Below are 13,522 nucleotides of genomic sequence, written 5' to 3'. Positions count from 1 at the left end.
GCTTCGCCTCTATCCGGCTCACCCATGTGCCGGCGAAAAACGACGCGCATCCTGCGCGTCGCCCTTCGGGTATTCGCCCGCCGCGGCTGCCGCGCCGAGGGGTCCCCCGGGTAAAGCAAAAGAGCAACAGCAATAGCAACAGCAACAGCAGGCAGTGCGATCGAATTCCCCCCGTTAATGGAACCACCATGAACTTCATTTCCACCCGTCACGCCGCACCCCCGGTCTCGCTCAGCCAGGCCATCGCCGCTGGCCTCGCCCCCGATGGCGGCCTGTACGTGCCCGAGCGCATGCCCGCCGCCCGCGACCTGCGTGCCGGCGCCAGCCTCGCCGAGACCGCAGCGGACCTGCTGGCGCCGTTCTTCGACGGCGACGCCCTAGCCGCGGAGCTGCCGGCGATCTGCGCCGAAGCCTTCGACTTCCCTGCGCCCCTGCAGCCGCTGGCCACGCCCGGCGACCATGCGCTGGAGCTGTTCCATGGCCCGACCGCCGCGTTCAAAGACTTCGGCGCCCGCTTCCTGGCCGCCTGCCTGACCCGGTTGCGGCGCGGCGCAACGACGCCGCTGACCATCCTGGTCGCCACGTCGGGCGACACCGGCGCCGCGGTCGCGGCCGCGTTCCATCGCCAGCCTGGGCTGCGCGTGGTGGTGCTGTATCCGGACGGGCGCGTGTCGCCGCGGCAGGCGCATCAACTCGGCTGCTTCGGCGACAACATCCAGGCGCTGCGCGTGGGCGGCTCCTTCGACGACTGCCAGGCGCTGGTCAAGCAGGCGTTGAACGACGCCGAGCTGCAGGCGCAGGCGCCGTTGAGTTCGGCCAACAGCATCAGCCTGGGGCGCCTGCTGCCGCAGATGAGCTACTACGCGCACGCAGCGCTGCAGCACCATGCCGCGCATGCGCAGCCGCTGAACCTGGTGGTGCCCACCGGCAACCTGGGCAATGCGCTGGCCGCGATCCTGGCGCGTGCGCTGGGCGTGCCGCTGGGTCGGATCGTGCTGGCGACCAACGCCAACCGCGTGCTGCCCGACTTCTTCGCCGGCGCCGACTACGCGCCGCAGCCCAGCGTGGCGACGCTGGCCAATGCGATGGACGTCGGCGCGCCGAGCAACGTCGAGCGCCTGCGCTGGCTGTACCAGGGCGACGACGCCACGCTGCGTACCCAGTTCCAGGCGTACTCGGTGGACGACGCGCAGATCCGCCAGACCATCGGCGAGCGTTTCCGCCGCTACGGCGAGGTGCATTGCCCGCATACCGCCACAGCGCTGCACGTGCTGCAGCAACTGCGCGCCGAGGGCGCCGAGGCCGATGCCGGCGACTGGGCGGTGGCGGCCACTGCGCATCCGGCCAAGTTCGAAGGGGTGGTGGAACCGCTGATCGGGCAGCCGGTGCCGGTGCCGCCGGCCTTGGCGGCGCTGCTGCAGCGGCCGGCGCAGGCCGAGCCGATCGCGCCGGACTACGCGGCGTTGCGCGGGCGGCTGCTGGCCGGTTGAGCAACGCGGGCCTGCGCGCGCCCGACGGCTCAGTCGGACGGCTGCAGCCGCTGCCAGGCGGCCAGGACGATGCTGCGCACCTGCAGCCAGTCAAGACGCGAGCGCGGGTGGTCGCGCAGGAACACGTCGCGCAATTGCGCGACCACGTCCTCCACGCGCTGGCCGTGGTACTTGAGGTAGGCATCGTAGGCCAGCTTCAGCGCCGGCTCGTAGTCGTGGAACGTGTAACCGGGCTGATGGAAGGGGCTGTGCGCGAAATGCGCCTTCCAGAACTCCAGTTCGCGCTCGCGGTCCAGCATCACGCAGGCGCGCGAGGCGTGTTGCATCTCGATGGCGACGGCCATAGTGGCCCTCCGAGTGGTCCCCCCCACCGGCACCGCGGCGGCGCCGCAGGTGTATTGCGCACGCAGTCTAAGCCGGCAGGACGCCGCTGCCGCGAAGGCCGGCTGAAGCGTTCAGAGCGGGCGTGGTGGCAGCGCTGCACGCGCCAGCAGACAGGCGATCCGTTGGCCGCCAGCGGACGCTGCACGGTTGTCCACACGTGGTGTGGAGCGTTGCCCGGGAATCCTGTGGATAACCGGCCGGGCGGCGCGTGGCGTCAGTGCCTGCAGCGGCCTGGCGAAAAAATCGCCAGCAGCGGTCCGCTCAGTCTTCGTCCGACGCCAGCCGGTGCAGCGCGGCGAAGTCGCGGATCTCGACCACATGCAGTTGCGGCAAGGCGATCAGGCCCTGCTGGCGCAGCTTGGTGAAGGTGCGGCTGACCGTCTCCATGGTCAGGCCGAGATGGTCGGCGATGTCGCCGCGGCCCATCGGCAGCACCACCTTGTTGCCGGCATCGCCCTGGCGTGCGGCGCGGGCGGCGAGCTTGAGCAGGAAATCGGCCAGCTTCTCGGCCGGCTGCAGCCGCGCCAGCGCCAGCGCCGCGTCCTGCGCCGCGTCCAGTTCCAGGCAGGCGCGCTGCAGCAGCTTACGCTCCAGGTGCGGGAACTGAGTGCGCAACTGCTGCATCTGCGCCACCGGCACCCGGCACACCCGGCTGTCGGCGATGGCTTCGATGTCATGGCGATGCCGGGCCGATTCGCTCAGGCCCACGTAGTCGCCAGGCAGCACGAAACCGGCCACCTGGCGACGGCCGTCGGCGAGGGTGCGGACCAGGCGCAGCGCGCCGGCAGTCACCGTGTAGACCGCCTGGCGCGCCTCGCCGGTGCGCGCCAGGGTGGCGCCGGCGGCGTAGGTCAGCGAGGTCGTGACCCGTTCCAGCGCCTGCACCTCGTCGCAGGCCAGCGCCGAGCAGATCGCCAGGTGGCGGACCGCGCAATGCAGGCATTCGCTGCCGTGCGGCGCACGCGCGGCGGCCGGTTCGGCGTAGGGCAGGGCGAATCCGGAAGGAGGCCTGTTCATGGGCGTGGCAGCGGCGTCGGCACCCACGAATGATACGCCGATGCGGTCGGGCGTGGCCGGTGCGGCTAGAATTGGCGTTCCGCTCGCCCCCGAATCGCAGGAGTTCCGCACGTGATCAAGCCCCGTACGCCGCCCGGCATCATGGAATTGCTGCCACGCGAGCAGATCGCGTTCCAGCGCATGCTGGACGTCATCCGCCGCAACTACGAGCGGTTCGGGTTCCTGCCGGTGGAGACGCCGGTGTTCGAGCTGTCCGACGTGCTGCTGACCAAGTCCGGCGGCGAGACCGAGCGCCAGGTGTACTTCGTGCAATCCACCGGTGCGCTGGCCAATGCCGCGGCCGAGGGCGCCGAGGGCGGGCTGCCGGAGCTGGCGCTGCGCTTCGACCTGACCGTGCCGCTGGCCCGCTATGTGGCCGAGCACGAGCACGAACTGAGCTTCCCGTTCCGCCGCTACCAGATGCAGCGCGTGTACCGCGGCGAGCGCGCCCAGCGCGGCCGCTTCCGCGAGTTCTACCAGTGCGACATCGACGTGATCGGCAAGGATGCGCTGAGCATCCGCTACGACGCCGAGGTGCTGGCGGTGATCCACGCGGTGTTCGCCGAGCTGGGCATCGGCGATTTCGCCGTGCAGTTGAACAACCGCAAGCTGATGCGCGGCTTCTTCGAAAGCCTGGGCGTGGCCGAGGGCGAGCGCCAGCTCGCGGTGCTGCGCGAGGTCGACAAGCTGGACAAGCGCGGCGCCGACTACGTGCGCGAGACGCTGGCCGGCGAGGGTTTCGGCATTCCCGCCGAGCAGGTGCAGCGCATCCTCGACTTCGTCGCGGTGCGCTCCAGCGGCCATGCCGATGCGCTGGCGCGGCTGCAGGCGCTGGAGGCCGACGCGGCCTCCAGTGCGACCTTGCGCGAGGGCGTGGCCGAACTGCGCGAGGTGCTGGCCCTGGTCAAGGCGCTGGGCGTGCCGGAGACCGCGTACTGCCTGAACTTCTCCATCGCCCGCGGCCTGGACTACTACACCGGCACCGTCTACGAGACCCTGCTGACCGACTACCCGCAGATCGGCTCGATCTGCTCGGGCGGCCGCTACGAGGACCTGGCCAGCCACTACAGCAAGTCCAGGCTGCCCGGCGTGGGCATCTCCATCGGCCTGACCCGGCTGTTCTGGCAACTGCGCGAGGCCGGCCTGATCGACGGCATCGCCTCCAGCAGCGTGCAGGCGATGGTGGCGCTGATGGACGAGGCCAAGCTGGACGACGCGCTGGACATCGCGCGGCGCCTGCGTGCCGGCGGCATCAACACCGAAGTGCAGATGGAGCCGAAGAAGATCGGCAAGCAGTTCCAGTACGCAGCCCGCGCCGGCATCCGCTTCGTGGTGCTGGCTGGCGACGACGAACTGGCGCGCGGCGTGGTCGCGGTCAAGGACCTGCTGCGCGAGCAGCAGTTCGAGGTCGCCCGCGACGAACTGGCCAGCACGCTGCAGGTGGAACTGGAGCAGGCCAAGGTCATGGCCTGAGCCGGTCGCGGCGGCCGGCGACGGCCGCCGCGCTGTGCAAGATTTCGTAGGAGCGGCTTCAGCCGCGACCGGCCTCGCCGGTAACGCCGGCCGCTGCTAATCCCTAAACGGGGTAGGGGCTACAGCAGCCCCGCACCCTGCAGCATCGCCTTCAGTGCGCTGCGTTGCGCGATGTCGTCCGCCGGCCAGCCCTGCAATTGCGCGAGGACCTTGCCGTCGCGCACCAGGAAGAACGTCGGCATGCGCCATTCGCGCGGCAGCAGCGGCCATTCCTCCACGTCGTAGAGCGGATGCAGCGGCGTCTGCGGCTGGGCCTGGTTCCAGGCGCGCAATGCCTCCAGGTTCTCGCTGCCGGGCGGCAGGGTCAGCCACAGCGCATGGCGCCGGAACGCTGGACCCAGTTCGGGATCGGCGGCAATCGCGCGCGCGGCGTCGGCAGCGAAATGGCAGCCGGCGGTCACCAGGAGTTGGGTCGGCCGCAGATCGATGCGCTGCCGGCGCAGGGTGCGGCCATCGGCGTCCAGTGACCACAGTGTCGGCCCCTGCGCCTGCGCGCCCAGGCGGTCCTCGAAGCGCAGCCAATGCGGCCAGTCGGCGCTGCCGCCATCGGCCACCAGGCGGCGTGCGTCTTCCACACGATGCGCGAGCAGCAGCGCGTTGCCGGCGTCGTCCACCTGCGCCGCGCTGGCCTGGCCGCGACGCCGCAACTGCGCCAGCACCTGCAGTTGCGTGTCCAGTCCCGCCGGGGTGGGGCGCAGCGCGTAGGTCGCGACGACGGCCCGATACAGCAGGTCCAGCGCGGTCGCGTCCGAGTGCGCGAGGGCCGCCGGATCGAATGCTTCGGACAGGGCGCTGCGCACTGCGGGCCAGGGATCGCGTCCGGTGCGGCGCAGGCCGTCCAGATTCCGGTTGTAGACGTTGTAGCGACGCTCCAGGTCGCCGATCGGGGCGGCGGGATCGTAAGCGCGCGGCTGCGTCGCCCAGTGCGGCAAGCGCTCGGCGTAGCGCTCGGCGCCGAACAGGGCCAGCAATGCGCGGCCCTGTTCGCGGGTGAGTTGCGGCAGATCCTGCGTATCGAATCCGCCCAGGCCGTCGCGGCCGAACACCAGGCCGTCGAGAAAGCGCTCGCGCGCGCCGGGCGTGAGGGCGTCCAGGGGAGTGGCCTGGCCGGCGTGGGCGCGCAGGTAGGTCGCGAGCTGGGCGGTGGAGCGGATCGGCAGTTCCTCCACAGTGGCCGCGGTGTCGCCGCTTGCGGCTCCCTGAGCGGGAGGCGCCGGCGGCGGCTGCGCCACTGCCGGCGTCGCCAGGCACAGGGCAACAGCGGCAAAACACGCATGGCGCATGCGGTACTCCAGAGGGGCGTCGGTCATTGCCGATCCTAGCGGCCGCCGGGCGATCCTTCCATGCGCTGCGGACCGCGTCTGCGCGCAGCGTGAGTGGGGGGGCGCGGCAACGAGCAGGGCGCCAGAACGCGCAGCAGGATGGTCCGCAGGCTGAACGTCAGGTTCCTGCGGCCCGCACACGCTTGACCTTGTAATAGCGTGCTATTACATTAGCGCAATGAAACAGCGTCCCGCCCCTGCAGCAGACCGCGATGACGACGCCTCGTTCAAGGCGTTGGCGCGCACCCTGGCCCAGCTCGGCAAGCCGCAGGAAGTGGCGGCGTTCCTGCAGGACCTGTGCACGCCGGCCGAGCTGGAGGCGATGGCCGACCGCTGGCGGGTGGTGCCGCTGCTGCTCAAGGGCGTGCCGTACCGCGAGATCCACGATCTGACCCAGGTCAGCGTCACCACCATCGGCCGTGTCGCACGGACCCTGGAATACGGCGCCGGCGGCTATGCCGCGGCGCTGCGCCGGCAGACGGCGCGCCCCTCCGATTCCCACTGAGATGTCCTGATGAGTGCTTCCCTGGCAGCACCGGCCCGCGACCGGCTGCGTATCGCGATCCAGAAGAGTGGCCGCCTGGCCGAGCCGGCCCGCGCGGTGCTGGCCGCCTGCGGGCTGAGCTGGCGCGAGAGCCGCGACAAGCTGTTCTGCTACGGCGAATCCCTGCCGGTGGACCTGCTGCTGGTGCGCGACGACGACATTCCCGGCCTGATCGCCGACGGCGTGTGCGACTTCGGCATCGTCGGCCGCAACGAGCTCGACGAGCAGGCCGGCGAGCGCCGCCGCAACGGCTTGCCGGAGGCCTATCGCGCCCTGCGCGGACTGAACTTCGGCCAGTGCCGGCTGATGCTGGCGGTGCCGGAGAGCTGGGAGTGGAGCGGTCCGCAGCAGGTGCAGGGGCTGCGCATCGCCACCAGCTACCCGGCGGTGCTGGCCGACTGGCTGGACGCGCGCGGCATCGCCGCGCAGGTGGTGGAACTGTCCGGTTCGGTGGAGATCGCGCCGCGCCTGGGCACCGCCGACCTGATCTGCGACCTGGTCTCCAGCGGCGCGACCCTGGCCGCCAATCAGCTCAAGCCGGTGGAGACGCTGCTGGAGAGCGAGGCGGTGCTGGCCGGCCCGGTCCGCGAACCGGCCGACGCCCGCGCCGGCCTGGCGGCGATGCTGCTGCGCCGGCTCGACGGCGTGCTCAAGCTACGCGACAGCAAGCTGCTGATGTTCCGCGCCGCGCGCGAGCGCGTCGCCGACCTGGCGCGGCTGCTGCCCGATGCCGAACCGCTGGTGCAACTGCCTGGCGATGCCGATGGCCCGCTGCAGTTGCAGACCATGTGCCACGGCGCGATCACCTGGCAGCGCATGGAGGAACTGGAGCGCGCAGGCGCGCAGGGGTTGATGGTCCTGACGGTGGAGCGGTCGCTGGCATGAATCGATTGGAATGGAGCGCGCTCGACGCGCAGGAGCGCACCCAGGCGCTGACCCGGCCGGTGCAGCGCGTCGCCGACCAGACCCGCAGCGCCGTGGCGCAGGTGCTGGACGCGGTGCGCAGCCGCGGCGACGTCGCGCTGCGCGAGCTTACCGCGCGCTTCGACGGCGTGGTGCTGGAGACGCTCGAAGTGAGTGCCGAGGAGTTCGCCGCCGCCGAAGCGGCGGTGCCGGCGCCGCTGCGCGCGGCGATGGCCGAGGCGGCGACGCGGATCGACACCTTCCACCGTGCGGGCATGGCGCAGCCCTACGCGGTCGAGACCGCGCCGGGCGTGGTCTGCGAACGCGTGGTGCGGCCGATCGGCCGGGTCGGCCTGTACGTGCCGGCCGGCAGCGCACCGCTGCCGTCGACCGCGCTGATGCTGTGCGTGCCGGCGGCGCTGGCTGGTTGTCGCGAGGTGGTGCTGTGCACGCCGCCGCGCGCCGATGGCTCGGCCGATCCGGCGGTGCTGGTCGCGGCCACGCTGTGCGGGGTGGACCGCGTATTCAAGCTCGGCGGCGCCCAGGCGATCGCGGCGATGGGCTTCGGCACCGAGACCGTGCCGTCCTGCGACAAGCTGTTCGGCCCCGGCAACAGCTACGTCACCGAGGCCAAGCAGCAGGTGGCGCAGGCCGGTGCGGCGGCGATCGACATGCCGGCCGGTCCGTCCGAGGTGCTGGTGATCGCCGACGCCGGTGCCGATGCCGCCTTCGTCGCCGCCGATCTGTTGTCGCAGGCCGAGCACGGCCCGGATTCGCAGGTGCTGCTGCTGTCCGACAGTGCCGCGCTGATCGAGGCGGTGGAGAACGAACTGGAGCGGCAGCTGGCGACGCTGCCGCGCGCAGCGATCGCCCGGCAGGCGCTGGCCGCGTCGCGGCTGATCCGCGTCGACACGCTGGACGACGCCTTCGCCATCAGCAACCGCTACGCCCCGGAACACCTGATCCTGGCGCTGCGTGCGCCGCGCGACTGGCTGGACCGTGTCGAGGCCGCCGGCTCGGTGTTCCTCGGCGACTACACGCCCGAGGCGCTGGGCGACTACTGCAGCGGCACCAACCACGTGCTGCCGACCAGCGGCGCGGCGCGCGCCTACAGCGGCGTGAGCGTGGCCAGCTTCCAGAATTTCGTCAGTGTGCAGAGCGCCAGTGCCGCCGGCATCGCCACGATCGGCGGCTGCGCGGTGCTGATGGCGCGTGCCGAGGGCCTGGACGCGCACGCCAATGCGGTGGCGCTGCGCATGGAGAAGGCGGCATGAGCGCGGCCGCCGACGCGCGCGCCGTGCTGGCACTGGTCCGCCCGGACCTGCGTGAGTTCGCCGGTTACTCATCCGCGCGCAGCAGTGCGCTGCAGGGCGAGGTCTGGCTCAACGCCAACGAATCGGCCTGGGCCAACGCCGCCGATGGCGACGCCGGCAATCGCCGTTATCCCGACCCGCAGCCTCCGGCGCTGCGCACGGCGTTGGCCGCGCTGTACGCCTGCGCCCCGGAACAACTGCTGCTTGGCCGCGGCAGCGACGAGGCCATCGACCTGCTGCTGCGCGCCCTGTGCGAGCCGGGCCGCGACGCCATCGTCATCACCCCGCCGGTATTCGGCATGTACGCGGTCTGCGCGCGGCTGCAGAACGCGCGCGTGGTCGAGGTGCCGCTGCGCGATACCGCCGACGGCCTGCTGACCGACGTGGACGCGGTGGTGGACGCCGCGCTGAGCCAGATGGCCAAACTGGTGTTCCTGTGCTCGCCGGGCAATCCCGGCGGCGCGGCGATCGCGCTGGCCGACATCACCCGCGCCGCCGAGCGCCTGCAGGGACGCGCGGTGCTGGTGGTGGACGAAGCCTATGGCGAGTTCTCCGACGAAGCCTCGGCCACGACCTTGCTTGCGCGCCATGCCAACCTGGCGGTGCTGCGTACGCTGTCCAAGGCGCATGCGCTGGCGGCGGCACGGATCGGCTGCGTGATCGCCGACCCGGCGCTGATCGCGGTGCTGCGACGCTGCCAGGCGCCGTATCCGATTCCGGCGCCGTGCACGCAACTGGCGCTGGCCGCGCTGCAGCCCGAACCGTTGCGGCAGACCGCCGCACGGGTGCAGGAGGTGCGCGCCGAACGCACGCGCATGCAGGCGGCGCTGGCGGTGTTGCCGGGCGTGCGCCAGGTGTATCCGTCGCAGGGCAATTTCCTGCTGCTGCGCTTCGACGACGCCGAGGGCGCGTTCCAGGCGCTGCTGGCGGCCGGGGTGGTGGTGCGCGACCAGCGCGCCGCGCCGGGCCTGGGCGATGCGCTGCGCATCACTCTGGGCACGCCGGCGCAGAACCAGCGCGTGCTCGGCGCCTTGCAGGCGTGGAGGGCGGCGGCATGACCCCGATCCTGTTCGTGGACCGCGACGGCACCTTGATCGAGGAGCCGGCCGACTTCCAGATCGACGCCTACGAGAAGCTGCGTTTCGTGCAGGGCGTGATCCCGGCGATGCTCAAGCTGCGCGACGCCGGCTACCAGTTCGTCATCGTCACCAACCAGGACGGCCTGGGCAGCGAGGCCTATCCGCAGGCCGCGTTCGACGGCCCCAACGACCTGATGCTGCAGATCTTCGCCAGCCAGGGCATCGTGTTCCGCGAGGTGCTGGTCGACCGCAGCTGGCCGGCCGACAACGCGCCCACGCGCAAGCCCGGCATCGGCCTGATGCTGCCGTACCTGCAGGACCGCAGCATCGACTGGGCGCGCTCGGCGATGGTCGGCGACCGTGCCACCGACATCCAGTTCGCCGAGAACCTGCGCATCCGCGGCTTCCAGTTGCGCACCGCGCAGTTCGGCGGCGAGTGGGACTGGGCCGGCATCGCCCATGAACTGGCCGATGCGCCAAGGCGTGCGCGGGTGCAGCGCGACACCAAGGAAACCCGCATTGCGGTGGAACTCGACCTGGATCTGGCGCGCGACCCGCACTGCGCCACCGGCCTGCCGTTCTTCGACCACATGCTCGAGCAGATCGGCAAGCACGGCGGTTTCGCCCTGGACGTGCGCGCCGAGGGCGACCTGCACATCGACGAACACCACACCATCGAAGACACCGGCCTGGCGCTGGGGCAGGCATTGCGCCAGGCATTGGGCGACAAGCGCGGCATCGGCCGCTACGGCTTCACCCTGCCGATGGACGAGACCCTGGCCAGCGCCGCGCTGGACTTCAGCGGGCGTCCGTATTTCGTGTTCGAAGGGGAGTTCAAGCGCGAGCGGGTCGGCGACATGCCGACTGAACTGGTGCCGCACTTCTTCCGCTCGCTGTGCGACGCGGCCGGGCTGAACCTGCACCTGAGCGTGCGCGGCGACAACGACCACCACAAGGTCGAGGCCTGCTTCAAGGCGCTGGCGCGTGCCTTGCGCCAGGCGCTGAAGCGCGAGGGTGCGGCGCTGCCCTCGACCAAGGGGGTACTGTGATGCGCGCAGGTTTTTCAGGGAGCGTGCGATGAGCGATGTCGCCCTGATCGATGCCGGCGGCGCCAACCTCGGTTCGGTGCGTTACGCGCTCGAACGCCTCGGCGTGGAAGCCAGGCTGGTGCGCGATGCCGCCGGACTGCAAGGCGCGGACCGGGTGATATTGCCGGGTGTCGGCGCCGCGCCGCACGCCATGGCGCGTCTGCGCGAGCAAGGTCTGATCGAGCCATTGCGCGCGCTACAGGTGCCGCTGATCGGCATCTGCCTGGGCATGCAGTTGCTGTTCGAACGCTCGGAGGAGGGCGATGTCGACTGCCTGGGCCTGTTGACCGGCGTGGTCCGGCGCATGCCGCCGGCGCTGGGCATCCGCGTGCCGCACATGGGCTGGAACCGGCTGTTGCCGCTGCGGCCGTCGTCGCTGCTGGCGGGCGTGCCGGACGGCGCCAGCGCCTACTTCGTGCACGGCTACGCTGCGCCGGTCACCGCCGACACCGTCGCCGCCTGCGATCATGGCGGTCTGTTCACCGCGGTGGTGCAGCATGGTCGCCGCTGCGGCGCGCAATTCCATCCCGAGCGCTCGGCCGACACCGGCGCGCGCATCCTGCGCAACTTCCTTGAGACCGATTTCCCATGAGCTTCGTCGTCTATCCCGCGCTGGACATCCGCGACGGCCGCGTGGTGCGGCTGGCGCAGGGCGACTACGCCCGCGAGACCCACTACGGCGACGATCCGCTGCGCCGCGCGCAGGCCTTCGCCGATGCCGGCGCGCAGTGGATGCACCTGGTCGACCTGGATGCGGCCCGTGCCGGCGGCTACACCCTGGCGCCGCTGCTGCAGCGGATCCGCAGCGAGACCGGGCTGCAGGTGCAGACCGGCGGCGGCGTGCGCTCGCGCGCCGACGTGCAGCGCCTGCTCGAGGCCGGCGCCAGCCGCGTGGTGATCGGCTCGCTGGCGGTGCGCGATCGCGAATCGGTGCTGGAATGGCTGGCCGAGTTCGGTCCCGAGCGCATCACCGTGGCACTGGACAGCCGCCAGGACGCGCACGGCGTCTGGCGCCTGCCCGTGCACGGCTGGACCGAGACTTCGTCGCTGAGCCTGGATGCGCTGGCCGCCGAGTACGCCACGGCCGGGCTGGTCCATCTGCTGTGTACCGACATCGCCCGCGACGGCATGCTGTCCGGACCGAACCTGGCGCTGTACGCACACCTGCGGCAGCTCGCGCCGACGCTGGCGGTGCAGGCTTCCGGCGGCATCCGCGACGCCGCCGACGTGCGCGGCGCGCGCGAGGCCGGCTGCGCCGGCGCGGTGCTCGGCAAGGCCTTGCTGGAAGGGCGGCTGCGCCTGGACGAGGCGCTGGCATGCTGAGCCGGCGCATCATCCCGTGCCTGGACGTGCGCGAAGGGCGCGTGGTCAAGGGCGTCAAGTTCCGCGACCACGTGGACATGGGCGATATCGCCGAACTGGCGTTGCGCTACCGCGACCAGGGCGCCGACGAACTGGTGTTCTACGACATCGGCGCCAGTCCGGAAGGGCGCTCGGTGGACTATGCCTGGGTCGAGAAAGTGGCGCGGTTGCTGGACATCCCGTTCTGCGTGGCCGGCGGCATCCGCGATGTCGCCACCGCACGTGCGGTGCTGCACGCGGGCGCCGACAAGATCTCGATCAATTCGCCGGCGCTGGAGCGCCCGGCGCTGATCGCCGAGCTGGCCGAGGCCTTCGGCGTGCAGTGCGTGGTGGTCGGCATCGATTCGATCCGCGAGGACGACGGCCAGTGGCGCGTGCGCCGCTTCACCGGCGACCCCAGCAAGACCCAGGCGCTGCGCGTGCGCACCCTGGACTGGGTGGTGGAGGCGCAGCGCCTGGGGGCCGGCGAGATCGTGCTCAACTGCATGGACAGCGACGGCGTGCGCCGCGGCTACGACATCGCCCAACTGCACGAAGTGCGCGCCCTGTGCAAGGTGCCGCTGGTGGCCTCCGGCGGCGCCGGCGAGATGCAGCACTTCGCCGACGTGTTCGAGCGTGCCGACGTCGACGGCGCGCTGGCCGCCAGCGTCTTCCACAGCGGCGCGATCCCCATTCCCGAACTCAAGCGCTTCCTGCGCCAACGACAGATCGAGGTGCGCGATGGCGCATGAACATTCCCACGGCGAAGACGCCGCCGACGCGGCGCTGGACTGGGGCAAGGGCGACGGCCTGCTGCCGGTGGTGGTGCAGGACGCGGCGACCCTGCGCGTGCTGATGCTGGGCTACATGAACCAGGAGGCGCTGGCGGCCACGCGCCGCAGCGGCCAGGTCACCTTCTACAGCCGCAGCAAGCAGCGGCTGTGGACCAAGGGCGAAAGCTCCGGCCATGTCCTGGACGTGGTGGCGATCGACACCGATTGCGATCGCGACACCTTGCTGGTGCTGGCGCATCCGCGCGGGCCGACCTGCCACCTCGGCCGCGACAGCTGTTTCCCGCAGGCGCCGGGCCAGTTCCTGGGCGCGCTCGACCGCCTGGTCGCGCAGCGCGAACGCGAACGGCCGCCCGGCAGCTACACCACGCAGCTGTTCGAGAAAGGCACGCGGCGCATCGCGCAGAAGGTGGGCGAGGAGGGCGTGGAGACCGCGCTGGCCGGCGTCGCCCAAGGCGACGACGAACTGCTCGGCGAATCCGCCGACCTGCTCTACCACCTGACCGTGCTGCTGCGCGCGCGCGGCCTGGGCCTGGCCGACGCGGTGGCGGTGCTGGAAGCGCGGCACCGTTAGTCCAGGCGACGCCGCGTCAGGCGTCGCCCATCTTGTCCACATCGCAGCCTGATGTCGCTTGACAACCCGCATGTCATTGATAAGCATGCGGACACGCGCGAATG

The 13,522-nt window shown here is 71.3% G+C and carries 14 protein-coding genes; 11 read left to right on the top strand and 3 right to left on the bottom strand.

The window, feature by feature from the left end:
• Window positions 1-188 precede the first annotated feature (188 nt).
• Window positions 189-1,490, top strand: a complete 1,302-nt coding sequence (gene thrC / locus PG878_RS11705; RefSeq protein ID WP_209029132.1) for a threonine synthase — start codon at window positions 189-191, stop codon at window positions 1,488-1,490.
• Between the two features lie 29 nt (window positions 1,491-1,519).
• Here the strand turns inward: thrC and PG878_RS11700 are convergent, their stop codons facing one another.
• Window positions 1,520-1,834 carry a hypothetical protein gene (locus PG878_RS11700; protein WP_209029133.1) on the bottom strand — a complete coding sequence of 105 codons (315 nt, stop codon included), beginning with the start codon at window positions 1,832-1,834 and terminating at the stop codon, window positions 1,520-1,522.
• A 301-nt stretch (window positions 1,835-2,135) separates the two neighbouring features.
• Window positions 2,136-2,891, bottom strand: a complete 756-nt coding sequence (locus tag PG878_RS11695) for a Crp/Fnr family transcriptional regulator (protein ID WP_209029134.1) — start codon at window positions 2,889-2,891, stop codon at window positions 2,136-2,138.
• 111 nt (window positions 2,892-3,002) lie between these two features.
• Between PG878_RS11695 and hisS the strand changes: the two genes are divergently transcribed.
• Complete coding sequence (gene hisS / locus PG878_RS11690; RefSeq protein WP_209029135.1) at window positions 3,003-4,403, top strand: histidine--tRNA ligase; 1,401 nt, start codon at window positions 3,003-3,005, stop codon at window positions 4,401-4,403.
• A gap of 119 nt (window positions 4,404-4,522) precedes the next feature.
• Here hisS and PG878_RS11685 read toward each other — a convergent pair whose 3' ends face one another.
• Window positions 4,523-5,773 (bottom strand): hypothetical protein, encoded by a 1,251-nt coding sequence (locus PG878_RS11685; RefSeq protein WP_244672384.1) that lies wholly within the window; start codon window positions 5,771-5,773, stop codon window positions 4,523-4,525.
• A gap of 190 nt (window positions 5,774-5,963) precedes the next feature.
• On the opposite strand from PG878_RS11685, the gene PG878_RS11680 reads away from it, so the two are divergent.
• The 9 genes from PG878_RS11680 to hisIE are packed head-to-tail and all read left to right on the top strand — an operon-like array spanning window position 5,964 to window position 13,418.
• Complete coding sequence (locus PG878_RS11680) at window positions 5,964-6,290, top strand: YerC/YecD family TrpR-related protein (protein ID WP_209029136.1); 327 nt, start codon at window positions 5,964-5,966, stop codon at window positions 6,288-6,290.
• A gap of 9 nt (window positions 6,291-6,299) precedes the next feature.
• On the top strand, window positions 6,300-7,214 hold the full coding sequence (gene hisG / locus PG878_RS11675; RefSeq protein WP_010340765.1) for an ATP phosphoribosyltransferase: 915 nt from the start codon (window positions 6,300-6,302) through the stop codon (window positions 7,212-7,214).
• On the top strand, window positions 7,211-8,506 hold the full coding sequence (gene hisD / locus PG878_RS11670) for a histidinol dehydrogenase (RefSeq protein WP_209029137.1): 1,296 nt from the start codon (window positions 7,211-7,213) through the stop codon (window positions 8,504-8,506). The genes hisG and hisD overlap by 4 nt, the downstream gene beginning before the upstream one ends.
• Window positions 8,503-9,603, top strand: a complete 1,101-nt coding sequence (hisC, locus tag PG878_RS11665; protein WP_209029138.1) for a histidinol-phosphate transaminase — start codon at window positions 8,503-8,505, stop codon at window positions 9,601-9,603. The genes hisD and hisC overlap by 4 nt, the downstream gene beginning before the upstream one ends.
• Window positions 9,600-10,673 (top strand): bifunctional histidinol-phosphatase/imidazoleglycerol-phosphate dehydratase HisB, encoded by a 1,074-nt coding sequence (hisB, locus tag PG878_RS11660; protein ID WP_209029139.1) that lies wholly within the window; start codon window positions 9,600-9,602, stop codon window positions 10,671-10,673. The genes hisC and hisB overlap by 4 nt, the downstream gene beginning before the upstream one ends.
• A 28-nt stretch (window positions 10,674-10,701) precedes the next feature.
• On the top strand, window positions 10,702-11,304 hold the full coding sequence (hisH, locus tag PG878_RS11655; protein ID WP_209029140.1) for an imidazole glycerol phosphate synthase subunit HisH: 603 nt from the start codon (window positions 10,702-10,704) through the stop codon (window positions 11,302-11,304).
• Window positions 11,301-12,035 carry a 1-(5-phosphoribosyl)-5-[(5-phosphoribosylamino)methylideneamino]imidazole-4-carboxamide isomerase gene (gene hisA / locus PG878_RS11650; protein ID WP_209029141.1) on the top strand — a complete coding sequence of 245 codons (735 nt, stop codon included), beginning with the start codon at window positions 11,301-11,303 and terminating at the stop codon, window positions 12,033-12,035. Before hisH ends, hisA begins: the two co-directional genes overlap by 4 nt.
• On the top strand, window positions 12,029-12,805 hold the full coding sequence (gene hisF / locus PG878_RS11645) for an imidazole glycerol phosphate synthase subunit HisF (protein WP_209029142.1): 777 nt from the start codon (window positions 12,029-12,031) through the stop codon (window positions 12,803-12,805). Before hisA ends, hisF begins: the two co-directional genes overlap by 7 nt.
• Window positions 12,795-13,418, top strand: a complete 624-nt coding sequence (gene hisIE, locus PG878_RS11640; RefSeq protein ID WP_209029143.1) for a bifunctional phosphoribosyl-AMP cyclohydrolase/phosphoribosyl-ATP diphosphatase HisIE — start codon at window positions 12,795-12,797, stop codon at window positions 13,416-13,418. The genes hisF and hisIE overlap by 11 nt, the downstream gene beginning before the upstream one ends.
• Window positions 13,419-13,522 lie beyond the last annotated feature (104 nt).

The organism is Xanthomonas hawaiiensis (assembly GCF_031834635.1).
Classification (GTDB): Bacteria; Pseudomonadota; Gammaproteobacteria; order Xanthomonadales; family Xanthomonadaceae; genus Xanthomonas_A; species Xanthomonas_A sacchari.
The sequence above is the reverse complement of the archived record's forward strand: the minus strand, read 5'-3'. Positions and strand labels throughout refer to the sequence as shown.

Excerpts from the sequence above, each read along its gene's own strand:
- hisB (WP_209029139.1), top strand. The coding sequence starts at position 9,600 with ATGACCCCGATCCTGTTCGTGGACCGCGACGGCACCTTGATCGAGGAG.
- PG878_RS11685 (WP_244672384.1), bottom strand. The coding sequence starts at position 5,773 with ATGACCGACGCCCCTCTGGAGTACCGCATGCGCCATGCGTGTTTTGCC.
- hisF (WP_209029142.1), top strand. The coding sequence starts at position 12,029 with ATGCTGAGCCGGCGCATCATCCCGTGCCTGGACGTGCGCGAAGGGCGC.
- hisC (WP_209029138.1), top strand. The coding sequence starts at position 8,503 with ATGAGCGCGGCCGCCGACGCGCGCGCCGTGCTGGCACTGGTCCGCCCG.
- hisA (WP_209029141.1), top strand. The coding sequence starts at position 11,301 with ATGAGCTTCGTCGTCTATCCCGCGCTGGACATCCGCGACGGCCGCGTG.
- hisD (WP_209029137.1), top strand. The coding sequence starts at position 7,211 with ATGAATCGATTGGAATGGAGCGCGCTCGACGCGCAGGAGCGCACCCAG.
- hisG (WP_010340765.1), top strand. The coding sequence starts at position 6,300 with ATGAGTGCTTCCCTGGCAGCACCGGCCCGCGACCGGCTGCGTATCGCG.
- hisH (WP_209029140.1), top strand. The coding sequence starts at position 10,702 with ATGAGCGATGTCGCCCTGATCGATGCCGGCGGCGCCAACCTCGGTTCG.
- PG878_RS11695 (WP_209029134.1), bottom strand. The coding sequence starts at position 2,891 with ATGAACAGGCCTCCTTCCGGATTCGCCCTGCCCTACGCCGAACCGGCC.
- thrC (WP_209029132.1), top strand. The coding sequence starts at position 189 with ATGAACTTCATTTCCACCCGTCACGCCGCACCCCCGGTCTCGCTCAGC.
- PG878_RS11700 (WP_209029133.1), bottom strand. The coding sequence starts at position 1,834 with ATGGCCGTCGCCATCGAGATGCAACACGCCTCGCGCGCCTGCGTGATG.
- hisIE (WP_209029143.1), top strand. The coding sequence starts at position 12,795 with ATGGCGCATGAACATTCCCACGGCGAAGACGCCGCCGACGCGGCGCTG.
- PG878_RS11680 (WP_209029136.1), top strand. The coding sequence starts at position 5,964 with ATGAAACAGCGTCCCGCCCCTGCAGCAGACCGCGATGACGACGCCTCG.